Here is a 14,583-nt window from a genome sequence, read left to right as displayed (position 1 = left end):
ATAATCGCGACACAACACGAAACACGAACGCCTATTTAGGCAAATTGCGGCGTAAGCTTACTTTGTCCGTTCTACGTAGTACACGCATTGCAACCGTGAAAAAACCCCGCTGGCAGTGCAGCGGGGTTTTGAGGATTCAGAGATTTCGTGCCTGGCTTTTGATCAGCCTTTTTTCAGAACCTCACGGCCCAGCAGTTCGGCGATTTGTACTGCGTTTAGTGCCGCGCCCTTACGTAGGTTGTCCGAAACGCACCACAGGTTCAGTCCATTTTCGACGGTCGAATCCTGCCGGATACGGCTGATGAACGTGGCGAAATCGCCGACGCATTCGATGGGTGAGACATAGCCGCCAGCCTCACGCTTATCGATTACCATGATGCCCGGTGCCTCGCGCAGGATGTCGCGGGCTTCATCTTCATCCAGAAACTCTTCGAATTCGATGTTTACCGCTTCGGAATGGCCGACAAAAACCGGGACGCGGACACAAGTTGCAGTGACCTTGATCGACGGATCGACGATCTTTTTGGTCTCAACGACCATCTTCCATTCTTCCTTGGTCGTGCCGTCTTCCATGAAAACGTCGATCTGCGGAATGACGTTGAAAGCAATTTGCTTCTGGAACTTGTTCGGCTCTACCTCGGTCGTCGGGTTGTAAACCGCTTTGGTTTGATCCCACAGCTCGTCCATACCGTCTTTGCCGGCACCTGACACGGATTGATAGGTCGAGACGACAACGCGTTTGATCTTGGCACGGTCATGCAAAGGTTTCAGCGCCACCACCATCTGCGCGGTCGAGCAGTTGGGATTGGCGATGATGTTCTTCTTGGCGTAATCATGGATCGCCTGCGGGTTACACTCTGGCACGATCAGCGGGATGTCCGGATCATAGCGATAGAGCGACGAGTTATCGATCACCACGCAACCCGCGGCTGCGGCTTTTGGGGCATAGTCTTTGGTCGCAGCAGATCCGACCGCAAACAGCGCGATATCCCATCCGTTGAAGTCGAATGTATCCAGGTCCTGCGTCGTGAGTGTCTTATCGCCAAAGCTGACCTCTGTACCCAGCGAACGGCGGCTTGCCAACACGGCAAGTTCGTCCACGGGGAACTGGCGCTCAGCCAGGATGTTCAGCATTTCGCGGCCCACGTTACCCGTGGCGCCGACGATGACGACGCGATAGCCCATTTCTAGTCTCCTGAATAAAGGACGCGCGTTCATAGCCGCGATGCAGAAAAGAAAAAAGGGCTTTCGGGGCCGAATTCGATGTTTGACGTCGAATTGATACGGTTGGGTTCGTTTTAGTCCGCGCTTAGCAGTGATCGATAGACGCGAACGATGGCTTCCGCTTCGCCTTCGATTCTAAATTTCTGCTCAACCCGCGCCCTTGCGGCCTGTCCGGCCGCAGTCAACTTTGCCGGATCGTCCAGCATTGACCTGAGCGCCAAGGCCAATTCCGGCGCGTTGTCTTTCTCGACCAAACACCCGGTGACGCCGTCTTCGATCTGCGCACTAAAGGCGCCTACGCCGTGGCAGGCAATTGCAGGAACACCAGAGGCCATAGCTTCAAGCGGGGTCAGCCCAAACCCTTCGTGACGGGCCGGGGCAACAAAGATATCCAGCGCCCTGTATGTTTCAACAATCTCTTCCCAAGGGCGTTCGCCCAGAAACCGAACGCGATCCGCAAGGCCGGCGTCTTTCAGCTTTAGTACCTGCTCTTGCTGAAAGGCTGCGAATTCTTTGGTCGCACGGCCTGTGAATACGATACTGGCCTCGGGGAAGGATGGTAGCACGTCAATCGCCGCGTCGACCAAAAGGTCGACACCCTTTTGTGGCCGGATGCGCCCAAAGCAGCCAATTAAAACCTCATCGGGCAGGCCAAGCTTTTGCCGTAACGCCGGCTTGTCATCGGCTGGGTGAAACAGTTCTGTGTTCACGCCATGCATGATGACCGTTGACGGGTGTTTCAGGAACGACGCTGCCTGTGGTGTCGTGGCAATCAGCGCGTCCATTTTTGAGATCAGCCATTTTGTGAACCCGGAATGATCCCGTTGCGCGGCGGATGTGAACAGAAGTTTCAGGTTTCGCCGCAAGACCGTTCTTAGGAACAGACCCATCAGCATTTCGGTGTTGCGCCGCGCGTGCCAGACCCGCGTTGTGCGGTTCGACAGGAACGGAACTTTGAACAGCCGAATATGCGGCAGATCCTCCGGCAGGCCGGGGCCTGTTGCCACAATCCCAATCATCTTTTTTTGGATGGGAAGTAGACGAATGACGGTTGTGGTAACCCCTGAAAGGCTGTGCTTCAGGTTGGGTGCAATGACCTCGATTTCCTGCACAGCACTCTCCTTTCTGAATGATCCTGTCGAATTCAGTCCACGCTATCCCGGCTGAATAGATAGATCACGCAACCGATGGCAAGGGTAACAGCAAAAAAGTCAAAAATAGCCGTGTAAGGTGCGGTTGATCCCGTCTCGACGGTGGCAGCGTGAATGCGCCCGGTGACGAATTGCGCGATGCCCACGCCTCCGATGCCAAATAGGTTCAACAAAGTGACCCCGCGCCCCACCAGATGCGGCGGCACAAAGGCACGACCATGGGCCATGATCACCGGAAAGCTTGCCCCCAAAAACCCGATGACGGCCAGCAGCAGAACCGAAATCCAAATGCCACTGTCAATCCAAAGGCACAGCAGGCCCAAAGCCGCAGCGCCCAGCGCATTGCCTGCGAACACCACCCATTTTCGTGTGCCAAACACCCGGTCGAGCGGCCCATAGACAAACGTTCCTGCAATCATTGCCGCCCCCATCACCAATGTCGCTGTTCCGATCTGGGTGGTGCCAAGCCCAAACACATCGCTCAGATACGGTCCCGCCCACAACCCGCGCAACGCGGCGGACGGAGCGTAAGCCACCAGCATCAGAGGCAGGATCAGCCAAAGGGCGGGCTCTTTCAGCAGATCCAGCAGCGATCCCTTGTGGTCTGTCTCAACCTTGGCGGGGTCGTGTACGCTCAGCCAGATACCGGCGGCGATGGCGGCGGACACCCCGGCCAGCCCAGCCATTGTTGCGCGCCAGCCCATCATCTCGACCGCCAAAGCTGTTGGATAAGACGCCACCAGATTACCCACCGATCCAACGCCCAGCATTACGGCTGCCAGCGTGGCGAATCTTGCGGGGGGGTATTCGCGCGCGAAGATATAGTAAGACGCCATCAAAACCGGAGAGCACCCGATGCCGATCAATCCCATGGCAATGCTGATATGCAGCGGCGATGTGGCAACTGCGAACACACCCGCGCCACCTGCACCGCCAGCCAATAGCAAAGCCGCGGCTGTCAAACGCGGGCCGACGCGGTCCAACGCCCAGCCCACCGGGATCTGCATCGCCGCGAAGACCAGAAACCAAAGTCCCGAGGCAAATGCCAGATCTTCCGGCGTGGCACCGATATCGTGTTCCAGATCCAGGCTGAGAACCGCCAGAAAAGCGCGAAAGAACTGGCTGAGGACGTAGGCCAGACACAAAATCACCAAACCTGCCTGCATGAACGGCCCCTTCCCAAGGTTCTGAAGGAATGCTTGGCACGCCATGGCAAAACGCACAAGCACGTGTACAATGTTGCAGAGGGCGGACAGCGATCACATTCGAACTATCCTTTGCTCACACCCGAACCTGAGGGGACAATGAAAGACCTTCATTCCGCGTTTTATGAAAACCTGCCCCTGCTGCGTGACTTCACTCGATTGGCGGACCCGGCGCAGTTTACCCCGGTACCTGATGATTGGGTGCTGGGTGTAGCAGATATTGTTGATTCCACAGGGGAAATTGAACGAGGCCGATACAAGACGGTGAACATGGTTGGGGCGGCGGTGATCTCGGCCATGATCAACGCGATGGACGGCAAGCTGTTTCCTTATGTCTTTGGTGGTGATGGTGCAGGCTTTGCCATTCCGCCCAGTGCTGCTGAAACCGCGCGTATCACTCTGGCGTCCTTGCGGCGCTGGGCGGAGGAAGAGTTTTCGATGCCCCTGCGCGCCGCGTTGGTTTCTGTGGCCGAGATAAGGCAAACGGGCAAAGATCTGCGTGTGGCGCGCTATGGGCCGTCGACGGGTGTGGATTATGCCATGTTTTCCGGCGGAGGCCTGGCCTGGGCCGATGCGCAGATGAAAGCAGGGAGTCATGAGGTTCCTCCGGCCGATCCAGGAGCAGCGCCCGACCTGACGGGGTTGTCTTGCCGGTGGTCCAACAGCCCGGCACAACATGGCCGGATCGTCTCGGTTGTTGTGCAACCCACACCGGCCGCCACCGAAAGCGATTTTTCCGATCTGGTGAAATCTGTGTTGTCGGCATCTGAGGGGCTGGAGCGTGGCGGACATCCGGTCCCTGTCAACGGCCCGCCGATCACTTGGCCGCCTCCGGGTGTGGACATTGATGCACATGTGTCCCGCAAAGGTCGGAACATGTTTGTGCAAAAAACACTTCTATTGATGCAAAATCTGCTGATCGGACTGCTGTTCAAAACAGGAAAACGATTGGGGCAGTTCGAACCGGAGCATTACAAGCGCATGGTCAGCAGCAATGCTGATTTTCGAAAATTCGATGACGGGTTGAAGATGACCTTGGATTGCGACCAGGGTACACGCGCGCAAATCGAACATCTGCTGGAAGAGGCGCGCGGGCGTGGCAAAATCCGGTATGGCCTGCACGCACAAGACGAAGCAATGATGACCTGCTTTGTCCCGGCGGCTACGCGCGATGATCATGTGCATTTCGTCGACGGTGCCTCGGGCGGCTACGCGCAGGCCGCTGCGACGATGCGCGCCTGACGCGCTATTTTGCTTTCCACTCTTTCGCTAATGCCCTTGATGCCTGTGTCAGCAGCATGACGTCGATCCCTACTGCCAGAAACTGCGCGCCCATTTCGAGATAGGTTTGCGTTGCTTCTTCATTGGTGCCCAGAATGCCGGGTGCCTTACCTGCGGCTTTAGTCCTGGACAGAGCGTCGGCAATCACTTCGCGCACTTCGGGGGCTTTGCTGTTGCCCTGAAATCCCATGTCCGTGGACAGGTCGGCGGGCCCGATAAAAACACCGTCAACACCGTCAACCTGCAGGATCTCGTCCAGCGCCGCCATTCCAGCGCGGTTTTCGACCTGAACCAATAGACAGATTTCCTGATCCGCCGTTTGGATATAATCACTTGTGGTCCCATACGTCGTCGCCCGCGACGCTGATGCGCCGACCCCACGCACCCCCTCTGGCGGATAGCGACAGGCGCGCACCAATTCTCGCGCCTGTTCGGCGCTTTCCACAATGGGTACCAGAATGGTCTGCGCGCCCGCATCCAGAACCATTTTTATCAACCAGGTTTCACCCACCGGTATTCGCACCACCGGATGCGACGCGCTGTTGGCCAGCGCCATCAGCTGATCCCGAATTGATCGAATGTCATTCGGCGCATGCTCACCATCAATCACCAACCAATCGAAACCTGCGGTTCCCATGATTTCGGCAGTGATGGGCTCGGCGAAACTCATCCAGCAGCCGATTTGCCGTTTTCCCTGTGTAAGAGCCTGTTTGAACGTGTTTGTCGGGGCAGCCATTGAGTGTTCTCCAGTCTTAGTCTGTCAGGGATCGGGCGATTTCGGTGATGACATCAAACGCCATCTTCACGTCCTCTTCGGTGGTTTCGAACTGTCCCGCCTGAAAGCGAATGACAAACGTGCCATCCACCCGTGTTTGCGTCAGGTAAATACGCCCGTCGTCATTGATGGCGTTCACCAGGCGTAAGTTCAGGTCCTCCAAGTTGTACAAATCGGCGTTTTCGGTCGGTACAAAACGAAAGGTCCACAGGGACCACATCGGAGGGGTAACTATTTCGAAATCCGGTTCGGCGGCCAGCCGGTCATGCAGATCTTTGGACCAGTTGACGTGATTTCGTAGCCTATCCCGCAAACCTTCAAGACCATAGGCACGGATCACGAACCAAAGCTTCAGTGCACGGAAGCGACGACCCAGCGCAACAGTCCACTCTGAGTAGTTGATGATCCCGTCCTTGCCGTGTGTTTTCAGGTATTCGGGGCTGATCGCCAGTGTTTGTACCAGATCATCGGGGTTTTTAAGGAAATGCGCGCAGCAATCGAACTGTATGCCCAGCCACTTATGCGGATTGAAGACGATGCTGTCCGCCTGATCGATGCCCGGCCAATAGTGCCGATATTCAGGGCATATCATTGCTGATCCCGCCCACGCCGCATCCACATGCGTATACAGCCCGTGTTTTTGCGCAATCTCCAGGCATCGGTCCACCGGGTCAGTCGCTCCTGTCCCGGTTCCGCCAACGCATAGAATGACACCTGCAGGGTGTAAACCAGAGTCTAAATCGGACTGAATCGCCTTGTCCAAGGCTTCCGGATCCATACCGCGCCAATCCCCTTTGATTGGAACGCGTACAAGGTTGTCCTGACCAATCCCGGCCACCCAAATGGCCCGGTCAATCGATGTATGGACCTCGGATGAACAGTAGACCCGCAGCGGTTTCTTCCCGAACAGACCGTGTTGATTGCCCTGCCAATCCAGCGCCTTTTCACGCATTGTCAGCACGGCGGCCAATGTGGCTGATGAGGCTGAATCCTGAATGACCCCGGCAAACCCTTCTGGCAAATCCAGCGCCTGACGCAGCCAGTCCATCATCCGCGTTTCCATTTCCGTTGCAGCGGGCGAGGTCTGCCACAACATGCATTGTGGCGCGATTGCGCTGGTCAGGAACTCAGCCAAGACTGACGGGGCCGAGGCGTTTGCGTTGAAATAGGCAAAGAACCGGGGGTGCTGCCAATGGGTGATCCCCGGCATCACAATTTTCTCAAAGTCCTGAAAGATGTCTTCCATGGGCTGCGCATGTTCTGGCGGTGCAGCAGGCAAAGCATCGAGAACATCACCCGGCTCAGTTCGCGCCCGTACCGGTTTGTCGCCGACATTCTGATGATAGTCCTGCGTCCAATCCGCGACTTTCTTGCCCCATCCGGCGAACTCATCCCATTTCATTCTGATCCTCCCGTGCGGCACCAGACGGGCGAGCCCGGGGTGCGTATGTCTTTGAGATCAGTGATAGGTATTCAACAGGCCAGGTCAATTCCGTTTCCTAAGACTCTCAATTTCGGTGGATTGCTTGCGAACCTACTGGATTTCGGCCAAGATTCCGTATGACTGACGAACTTCCACTTACCTCTCGATCTTTGCCGATTGCTCTGCTGAGAGCACGGGAAAAGGTCATGGGGCCCATTCGCACACTGCTGGGCGATGCAGGTGTCACCGAACAGCAGTGGCGCGTCTTGCGCGTTCTCAACGAAGAGGGACCGCAGGAGCCAACCCACATCGCCGAGAGGGCCTGCCTACTGCTGCCCAGCCTGACGCGCATTCTGCAAAACCTTGAGCAAAAAGACTTGATCGCCCGGCGCAATCATCCGGTGGACCGGCGCCGCCAGATTGTCGAGATCAGCAAAGGCGGTGTGGAAGTTATTCGCGCAAACCTTGCCGTCAGCGTTGCACAGGCCGAGCGCATTCGAACTCAACTGGGCCCCGAAAAGCATGAATTGCTGCTGGATCTTTTGACTGAGTTGAAAGATCTGGAGACCTGACCATCGGTTCGTTGAACCCCTGATTTTGGCACCCCGCCGGAGAAGGTAGGGGGAATTCTCCGGCGGGGAGGCCAGACCCAGACTGGATTAAAATCCAGGTCCTCACTTCGAAGCAATTGCAGAACCGAAAATACGGTTCACCGAACGGCCCGAAGGATCCAGGGGGATGGACCTTGTGCCTATGCGCTCCGAAGCGGTCGTAGCCTAATGCCGACTTCTGGTGGTGCCAGCAATAGGTATCTTCGAGTCAGGGTCGTAGTGCTGTTTTGCCCTGGTAATTTTCCAAGGCGGTTGGTGTTACCGGGATATTGTGCGCAATAGGCACAATATGTCTTCAATCACTTCAATGAACGTTGGCATCTGCATTTCATGCGCAAGCCAAGCTGCAGTACCCAGAAATTCCGAACGGTTTGAACACTCTTCTTTTTTCTACCTCATGTGTCCAGCGAACCAGCTTCCGAATCCGATTGGGCTTATCGGTTGGTCGCGCCTATAAAGGCGCAATGAACTGCCGCTGGGAACGGTCGCTGAGATGCGGAAGAAAATTGAGCAATTTCATGCCGAAACAATCTAAGGGTGTTGGCAGAAACTGGCGTGTTCCAATCACTTGCCAGTGCAAATGCGCCTACCACGATGCGTGTTTCGCAATCAAAAGGGATCACTATGCAAGATAACCTGTTCTCTCTGCCAGAACCTATAACCATCCCTGTTGACGGTGAGGCTGGTGCGTATCCGGTTGGGCGGATTTTCTGTGTCGGGCGGAACTACGCAGCTCATGCGGCCGAGATGGGACATGAGGTTGACCGAGAAGCTCCGTTTTATTTTACGAAATCTGCCGCCAATGCGGTTTTGACAGGTAAAACCGTTCCTTTCCCGCCCGGAACCGAAAATTTCCATCATGAGATGGAGCTGGCCGTCGCACTCGGCAAGCAGGTGTTTCGCGCCACCAGCACCGAGGCTCTGGATGCGGTCTATGCCTATGGCTGCGCGTTGGATATGACCCGGCGTGACCTGCAAATTCGTGAGCGTAACAAGCAACGACCCTGGGATTTGGGCAAGGATGTCGAAAACAGCGCTGTTTTTGCCCCATTGACCCGGTCAACCGCCTGGTCGCCGGATGATGACAAGCGCATCCATCTGAGCGTGAATGGAGACATTCGGCAGGATGCAACCCTGGCCGAGCTGATCTGGAAAATTGACGAAATCATCAGCCATCTTTCAGGCTTCTACCATCTGCGGCCGGGGGATTTGATCCTGACTGGCACGCCGGCTGGCGTTGGTCCAGTGGTGGCTGGGGATGTGATCGAAGGTGGAATTGACGGGTTGGACAGTATCCGGCTGACCCTGTCCGCCGCTAACTAGAGCCTATTTAGGGTCTTTTAGCCAGTCTTTGGCGAACTCGACCCGATCCAGATTGGCAAAACGCCGAACCCGGTCCAGTTCAGACTGCAGTCTTCGGCTCCGCGCCTCTGACCAACGCGCGCGTCTTTCAGGCCAAACGGCCCGTACACGCAGTTCGCCGCAGTCCCGGTGCGCCTTCATGTCGATCCGCCCGATCAGTTTGTCACCTTCCAGCAGCGGGAAGACGTAATAGCCATAAGTCCGTTTGGGCTCGGGGACAAAGACCTCGATCCTGTAGTGGAATCCAAACAGTCGTTCGGCCCGTTTGCGATCACGCAACATTGGATCAAAGGGGCTGAGAACCCTGGTCCGACCAGAAGGCGGTGTCAGCGCGGCCGTCTCGTCAAGCAACCCCGGACGGGCCATGACTTTGCGCAACCGCCCATCCACGCAGGCCATTTCAAGCTCTTCAACGGTGCCATGCTGCAAGGCTGTGGCGCACCACGCCTTGGCTTCGGCGGGACTGACCGTGTCCCAAAACGCCGCCAGTTCGCCCGATGTAGCGAACCCAAGCCGGTCCAGCGCAGCGTTGCAGAGCCAATCCACCGTCCTGTCAGCGTCGCAGGGCGTGTGACCCGGACAAAGATGCGTCTCGATCACCCGCTCGGTCAGGTCATAGCGTTTCTGAAATCCTTCGCGGCCAATGACCGTCAACGCACCTGAGCGCCACAGGAATTCCAATGCTGTTTTGGACGGGTGCCAGTCCCACCACCCGCCCGACCCTTTCTTTTCATCCTTGCCCACATCGGACGAGGAGACGGGTCCATGATCGCGGATATGTTGCAGCACGGTTTGGAATTGTTGTTCAAACCCGTCGCGCCGCCAGTTTTTCCAGCGTGATTTCAGCAGATCTGCGTCGCGTTGAAAGCGTAGATGCCAATGCGAATAATAGTCCATCGGAATGACCGCAGCGTCGTGTGTCCAATGTTCAAACAACGCCTTGTCGCGTTCGTACAGGTGTTTGAGGTTCTTGCTGCGATAGCTCGGCCTGCGCGAAAACAGGATCATGTCATGGGCGCGGGCGACGGTGTTGATACTGTCCAATTGAACAAAGCCAAGCCGACGGATCAGCGCAAGAAGGTCTGCGCCTTTGGCGTTCCCCGAAGGCGGTTCAGCCAGCGCATGCCGATCCATAAAAACGGCGCGGGCCGTTTGGTTGTCGATCTGTTGCAGGGCCAATGTCACCAACGCCGTTTTAGCGTTTCACCAAAGCTGATCTTGGGTGTGAGAGTGACACGCGTTTCAATCTCGGAGTCCGGATCATCCAGCCGCGCCGAGATGATTTCGGCGGCCTTGCGCCCGATCTCCAGACGGCAGGCGTCCATCGTGGCCAGTTTGCGCGGCAGCCCTTGCAGCAGTTCCACATTATTGAACCCGGCCAATCCGATCTGACCGGGAATGTCGATGCCTTGTTCCAGCAGGTACAACAGCCCGCCAGCACCGATCATATCATTGGAGTAATACAGAAAATCCAACTCGGGTGAGCGCTCAAGCATCGTCTGTGTCATCTCGCGGCCCTTGGCCAGCGCAGAGCCGCCAGAGTAAAACTCGCGGTCTTCTATCTCAATTCCATGCTTGCCCAGCACCTCGGTGAACCCTTCGAACCGCTTGCGGGCGCGGTGATCCAGCGGCATCTTGGTGCCCATGAACCCGATATGCTGATACCCGGCCTTCAGGATGGCCTGCGCCATCTCGCGCCCGGCGCGGCGATGCGAAATACCGACCATGGCGTCCACGGGCTTGCCGTCTGTGTCCATGATTTCGACCACAGGAATACCGGCCGAATCCAGCATGGCGCGCGCGGCTTCTGTGTGCTCCAGACCCGCGATGATCACGCCAGAAGGCCGCCACGAGAGCATTTCGTACAGCACTTTTTCTTCTTTTTCGGGCAGGTAGTCGGTGACGCCAACCACCGGCTGTAACTCGGTATCTTCCAGAACCTGATTAACGCCCGTCAGAACCTCGGGAAACACCATGTTTGACAGCGACGGGATGATCACCGCCACAAGATTCACCCGGCTCGAGGCTAATGCCCCGGCGATCTTGTTTGGCACATATCCCAGCTCTTTTGCGGCGGCCAAAACGCGGGTGCGGGTGGCATCTGATACATCACCCCGATTACGCAGGACCCGGCTGACTGTCATCTCGGAAACACCGGACGCCTCAGAGACATCGCGGAGGGTAAGCGGGCGTTTTGTTTCAGTGTTCACGGAGGGCACCTGCGTTGTTGTTTTGCCCGATGGTAGCGTGAACAAGGCGATCTGTACAACTGTTGTGCAAAGGCCATGACAACCCCAAAAAACCAAGGTACAGAAGGCGATGCGTGGCCCCGTGGCTCAACTGGATAGAGCAGCCCCCTCCTAAGGGGCAGGTTGCAGGTTCGAATCCTGCCGGGGTCGCCAAAAACACCTGAAAAATATGGATTATTTACAGGACGTTGTGCGGAAGCTTGCAAAAAGTCCCGCCAGCTTTCGCGGCGAAATCAGCTGAAACGGCCGATTTCTCGTACAAAACCTGTACAAAATTCGCACGTTTGTGCGTGTTTCGGGGGTAAATCATGAGCCGTCATAGCTTTGAGCCCGAAATCGCGGGACGTGTTGGCCTGAACGCGGCGGTGATTTTCCAGAACATCACCTTCTGGATCGAGAAGAACCAAGCCAATCGCCGGAACCTGCGAGACGGGCGGTATTGGACATACAATTCGATCTCGGCCTTTGGTGAGCTGTTCCCATATCTGAGCGAGAAGCAGATCCGAACAGCACTCGAAAAGCTGGTCAGCGCAGAGCTGATCATCAAGGGCAATTTCAGCGACGATCGCTATGATCGGACCTGCTGGTATGCCCTGGGCAACTCCATTTGCCCAAATGGGCAAATCGATCCGACCGAAAGGGAAAATGATGCATTTGCCCCTGAGGGCAAGCCATCTGCCCCAGAGGGCAAATCCTATAAGAACAGATATAAACCATATCAAAAACCAAATCCTTCGCACGCGAAGGCGGCGGTGGAGGATGAGGTTCCAGAAAAGATTTTGTCCGCCTATCCCGAGGATCGCATTCGCGGCAAAGCGGTTTGTATCTCGCAAATCCGCCAAGCGCTGGCCGACGGAGTGGACCCCAAAGACATCGAGGACGCCGTGCGGGCCTATGCGAACGAGAGCGAAGGCTTCACCCGCTCGAAGGTGTGCTTCTCCGACAACTGGTTTCAGTCTCGGCGCTGGCTAAAATACCTTCACGACGTCGAGGAGGCACGAGAAGCAGGCAAGGCCAAAGAGTCCGAGTTGCTGAAAGGCTTGGCCGACTGGGTCACAGACAAACATCCACTTTGCCGCCATATCACGCCCGGCCAAGTGACTGCATTGCTGGCCGCAAACCTGGTCAGCCCTGCTGAAATCGAAGCAGCGGGGCTCAGAGCATGAGTGCGACCGATCCCCACGAAGAGCAGAGAGCAAGGTTACCCACCGATTACATCGGCGGGACTTGTGAGGGGCGGCAAGCCTCCCCTTCAAACCCCAACCAGACGCGCGCAAGCGGCGTCAAAGAGGGCCTTTCCGAAAGCGTGATCTTTCGATGCACACCGTCAGAAAAGGCAGCGCTTGTGGCCAAGGCGCGCGCCGCTGGCTTGCCCAATGCTACGCTGATGCGCGAGGCCTTGGGGTTGACCGAGGCACGTCGACGCAAGCCCGTCCCTCGCGTTGACCCGAAGCTGACCTTTGCGATTGCCCGCGTCGGCGGCAACCTCAATCAGCTCTCCCGCTGGATCAACGGCGCAGTCAAATCCGGCCGCGCGAGCCAGATCGACACGCTTAAGGTCGCGACGCAGTTGGTGGCCATCGAACGGCAGTTGGCGCAGATCGTGGCGGCACACACAGGCGGTGGAGAATGATCATCTCGTTCTTCTCCACCGGCACCGGTGGCGGTGCGGCTCCCGTGGATTACCTTACAGCGCGCGAAGTTCTGGCTTATGACGAGAACCGCAACCTCATCCGCGACGACACCGGTGAACCGCAAACCAAGATCCGCGACCCGCTCCCCGAGGTGCTGCACGGCAATCTCGACCAAACCCGCCACCTGATCGATGCGAGCTCCAACAAATGGAGCTACACGGCGGGCGTGATCAGCTTTGCCGACAGCGATGATCCCAGTCCCGACGCCCAGCAAGAGGCCATTGAGCTATTTGAGGCTCTGGCCTTTGCTGGGCTGGACCGGAATCAATACGATTGCCTCTGGGTTCGCCATGCGCATGAGAGCAACGTCGAGCTGCACTTCTGCACGCCACGCCTTGAGCTCAGCACCGGAAAGTCGTTGAATATCGCGCCGCCAGGCCATGAGAGCGCCTTTGCTAGCCTGCGCGATTTGATGAACAAGACCCACGGTTGGGCAGACCCTTTGGAACCGGACCGCGCCCGCGAAGTGAGGGCGACGATTGAGGCCCCGACCCGAGCACAGGGGCGCGAGGCGATGCACAATTGGATCCTTGATCAGATCAGCGTCGGCACCATCACCGACCGTGCGAGCATGGTCGACGCGCTATCTGAGGCGGGCTTCGAGATCCCTCGTGCCAGCAAGGATTACATCACCGCCAAAGATCCCGACACCGGTGAGCGCTGGCGTTTGAAAGGAGAGATTTTCCATGACGATTGGCAAGCCGAACCGCCTCGCCGAGAAATTGAACGCGGACCTGGAGACAGTACGCAGCGACCACGCCGCCTTGATGGCATCTCAACTGGAGAGCTTCAGGAGCGATTTCAGCTGCATTGCGACCAGCGCGCTGCATACAATCGAGACCGATATCAGGTTCTTTCTGAGCGACAGCAGGAGCGAGTTGGAGAGGCGGAGCGAGACGATCAGGCGCTGGTTGACGATCTCACCCTGGGCGATCGTGGCGATGGTCTCATCCTGGATCGCGACGGTGCTGATCGCGACTTGGTTTTGGACGGGCTTGATCACGCGCTCGGAGATGACGAGGCTTGGCCTGACACGGATCGAACAGTCCGGGCAGACATGGGTGACGCTGGACCCGAACCGGACCGAACTGAAGACCTGCACGATGGCGCAAACGCCCATCATCTGCATCGAGATCAAGGAGCCTTAGATGACCAATCTGCCGACAACACCCCTGACAGCATTGGAGCGCGAATTGCTCGCATCCGTCGAACGGTTGGTGACGGCCTGCGAGAGCTCAGCCAAGGAATTGCACGCTTTGGAGAAACGCTCGACCAGCAGGATCGAAAGCAAGGTGAATGGCTTGGCGCATTGCGTGGCGCTATTGATGAAATCACATCTCACGTCCGTCACCACATTGGCCGACTTGCTGCGCGAGGAGCAGAATTACGACACGCTTCAGGCGGGATTAGAGACCAGCTGGAAGCTAGCGAAAGACGCCGAGAAGCGGCTGAACGAGAGCTAGACGGGCGGGCAAGCCACCGCAGCATAAGATGCTCACATTGATGAGTTTCATACATGCCTAGGCCTACGTTTCCTTGCTGTTGTTAGTGGTTCAATCTAGAGATGTGTCATGCGGATGAAGAGCTATGATTTGCCAAATTGACTGA

Annotated in this window: 13 protein-coding genes and 1 tRNA gene; 7 read left to right on the top strand and 7 right to left on the bottom strand. The window is 56.9% G+C overall.

Going from position 1 to position 14,583, the window contains the following annotated elements; genetic code table 11:
- Window positions 1–162 precede the first annotated feature (162 nt).
- The 3 genes from Q1B21_RS14910 to Q1B21_RS14900 all read right to left on the bottom strand — a co-directional run bounded on the left by Q1B21_RS14910 (window position 163) and on the right by Q1B21_RS14900 (window position 3,541).
- On the bottom strand, window positions 163–1,185 hold the full coding sequence (locus tag Q1B21_RS14910; protein ID WP_298935811.1) for an aspartate-semialdehyde dehydrogenase: 1,023 nt from the start codon (window positions 1,183–1,185) through the stop codon (window positions 163–165).
- Window positions 1,186–1,298: 113 nt separating this feature from the next.
- A complete protein-coding gene (locus Q1B21_RS14905; protein WP_299890523.1) occupies window positions 1,299–2,336 on the bottom strand; it encodes a glycosyltransferase family 4 protein in 1,038 nt (345 codons plus the stop codon).
- 32 nt (window positions 2,337–2,368) lie between these two features.
- Window positions 2,369–3,541, bottom strand: a complete 1,173-nt coding sequence (locus tag Q1B21_RS14900) for an MFS transporter (protein ID WP_299890521.1) — start codon at window positions 3,539–3,541, stop codon at window positions 2,369–2,371.
- Between the two features lie 138 nt (window positions 3,542–3,679).
- Between Q1B21_RS14900 and Q1B21_RS14895 the strand changes: the two genes are divergently transcribed.
- On the top strand, window positions 3,680–4,822 hold the full coding sequence (locus Q1B21_RS14895; protein WP_299890519.1) for a DUF3095 domain-containing protein: 1,143 nt from the start codon (window positions 3,680–3,682) through the stop codon (window positions 4,820–4,822).
- Between the two features lie 4 nt (window positions 4,823–4,826).
- Here the strand turns inward: Q1B21_RS14895 and Q1B21_RS14890 are convergent, their stop codons facing one another.
- Both Q1B21_RS14890 and Q1B21_RS14885 read right to left on the bottom strand, forming a co-directional pair.
- Window positions 4,827–5,597: an HpcH/HpaI aldolase/citrate lyase family protein gene (locus tag Q1B21_RS14890; protein ID WP_299890517.1), complete on the bottom strand. Its 771-nt coding sequence runs from the start codon at window positions 5,595–5,597 to the stop codon at window positions 4,827–4,829.
- A 16-nt stretch (window positions 5,598–5,613) separates the two neighbouring features.
- A complete protein-coding gene (locus Q1B21_RS14885) occupies window positions 5,614–7,038 on the bottom strand; it encodes a pyridoxal-dependent decarboxylase (protein ID WP_299890515.1) in 1,425 nt (474 codons plus the stop codon).
- 158 nt (window positions 7,039–7,196) lie between these two features.
- On the opposite strand from Q1B21_RS14885, the gene hpaR reads away from it, so the two are divergent.
- The gene (hpaR, locus tag Q1B21_RS14880) at window positions 7,197–7,631 is read left to right on the top strand and encodes a homoprotocatechuate degradation operon regulator HpaR (protein ID WP_299890513.1); all 435 of its coding nucleotides are present in this window, start codon (window positions 7,197–7,199) and stop codon (window positions 7,629–7,631) included.
- A gap of 663 nt (window positions 7,632–8,294) precedes the next feature.
- Entirely contained in the window at window positions 8,295–8,993 is a 699-nt protein-coding gene (locus Q1B21_RS14875) for a fumarylacetoacetate hydrolase family protein (RefSeq protein ID WP_299890512.1), read from the top strand.
- Between the two features lie 3 nt (window positions 8,994–8,996).
- Here the strand turns inward: Q1B21_RS14875 and Q1B21_RS14870 are convergent, their stop codons facing one another.
- Together Q1B21_RS14870 and Q1B21_RS14865 are read right to left on the bottom strand one after the other, a co-directional pair.
- Window positions 8,997–10,211 (bottom strand): crosslink repair DNA glycosylase YcaQ family protein, encoded by a 1,215-nt coding sequence (locus Q1B21_RS14870; protein ID WP_299890700.1) that lies wholly within the window; start codon window positions 10,209–10,211, stop codon window positions 8,997–8,999.
- Between the two features lie 2 nt (window positions 10,212–10,213).
- Window positions 10,214–11,242, bottom strand: a complete 1,029-nt coding sequence (locus Q1B21_RS14865) for a LacI family DNA-binding transcriptional regulator (protein ID WP_298935803.1) — start codon at window positions 11,240–11,242, stop codon at window positions 10,214–10,216.
- 115 nt (window positions 11,243–11,357) lie between these two features.
- Here Q1B21_RS14865 and Q1B21_RS14860 point away from each other — a divergent pair.
- From Q1B21_RS14860 to Q1B21_RS14845, 4 genes are all read left to right on the top strand, one after another.
- Window positions 11,358–11,434 (top strand) — tRNA-Arg (locus tag Q1B21_RS14860).
- A 155-nt stretch (window positions 11,435–11,589) separates the two neighbouring features.
- Complete coding sequence (locus Q1B21_RS14855; RefSeq protein WP_299890509.1) at window positions 11,590–12,447, top strand: hypothetical protein; 858 nt, start codon at window positions 11,590–11,592, stop codon at window positions 12,445–12,447.
- A complete protein-coding gene (gene mobC, locus Q1B21_RS14850; protein WP_299890507.1) occupies window positions 12,444–12,914 on the top strand; it encodes a plasmid mobilization relaxosome protein MobC in 471 nt (156 codons plus the stop codon). Before Q1B21_RS14855 ends, mobC begins: the two co-directional genes overlap by 4 nt.
- Window positions 12,911–14,479, top strand: coding sequence for a relaxase/mobilization nuclease domain-containing protein (locus Q1B21_RS14845; RefSeq protein ID WP_299890505.1), 1,569 nt, complete (start codon window positions 12,911–12,913; stop codon window positions 14,477–14,479). Before mobC ends, Q1B21_RS14845 begins: the two co-directional genes overlap by 4 nt.
- The last annotated feature ends 104 nt before the right edge of the window (window positions 14,480–14,583 follow it).

The organism is uncultured Ruegeria sp. (assembly GCF_947504215.1).
GTDB lineage: Bacteria > Pseudomonadota > Alphaproteobacteria > Rhodobacterales > Rhodobacteraceae > Ruegeria.
The sequence above is the reverse complement of the archived record's forward strand: the minus strand, read 5'-3'. Positions and strand labels throughout refer to the sequence as shown.

Excerpts from the sequence above, each read along its gene's own strand:
- Q1B21_RS14910 (WP_298935811.1), bottom strand. The coding sequence starts at position 1,185 with ATGGGCTATCGCGTCGTCATCGTCGGCGCCACGGGTAACGTGGGCCGC.
- Q1B21_RS14900 (WP_299890521.1), bottom strand. The coding sequence starts at position 3,541 with ATGCAGGCAGGTTTGGTGATTTTGTGTCTGGCCTACGTCCTCAGCCAG.
- Q1B21_RS14895 (WP_299890519.1), top strand. The coding sequence starts at position 3,680 with ATGAAAGACCTTCATTCCGCGTTTTATGAAAACCTGCCCCTGCTGCGT.
- Q1B21_RS14890 (WP_299890517.1), bottom strand. The coding sequence starts at position 5,597 with ATGGCTGCCCCGACAAACACGTTCAAACAGGCTCTTACACAGGGAAAA.
- Q1B21_RS14885 (WP_299890515.1), bottom strand. The coding sequence starts at position 7,038 with ATGAAATGGGATGAGTTCGCCGGATGGGGCAAGAAAGTCGCGGATTGG.
- hpaR (WP_299890513.1), top strand. The coding sequence starts at position 7,197 with ATGACTGACGAACTTCCACTTACCTCTCGATCTTTGCCGATTGCTCTG.
- Q1B21_RS14875 (WP_299890512.1), top strand. The coding sequence starts at position 8,295 with ATGCAAGATAACCTGTTCTCTCTGCCAGAACCTATAACCATCCCTGTT.
- Q1B21_RS14855 (WP_299890509.1), top strand. The coding sequence starts at position 11,590 with ATGAGCCGTCATAGCTTTGAGCCCGAAATCGCGGGACGTGTTGGCCTG.
- mobC (WP_299890507.1), top strand. The coding sequence starts at position 12,444 with ATGAGTGCGACCGATCCCCACGAAGAGCAGAGAGCAAGGTTACCCACC.
- Q1B21_RS14845 (WP_299890505.1), top strand. The coding sequence starts at position 12,911 with ATGATCATCTCGTTCTTCTCCACCGGCACCGGTGGCGGTGCGGCTCCC.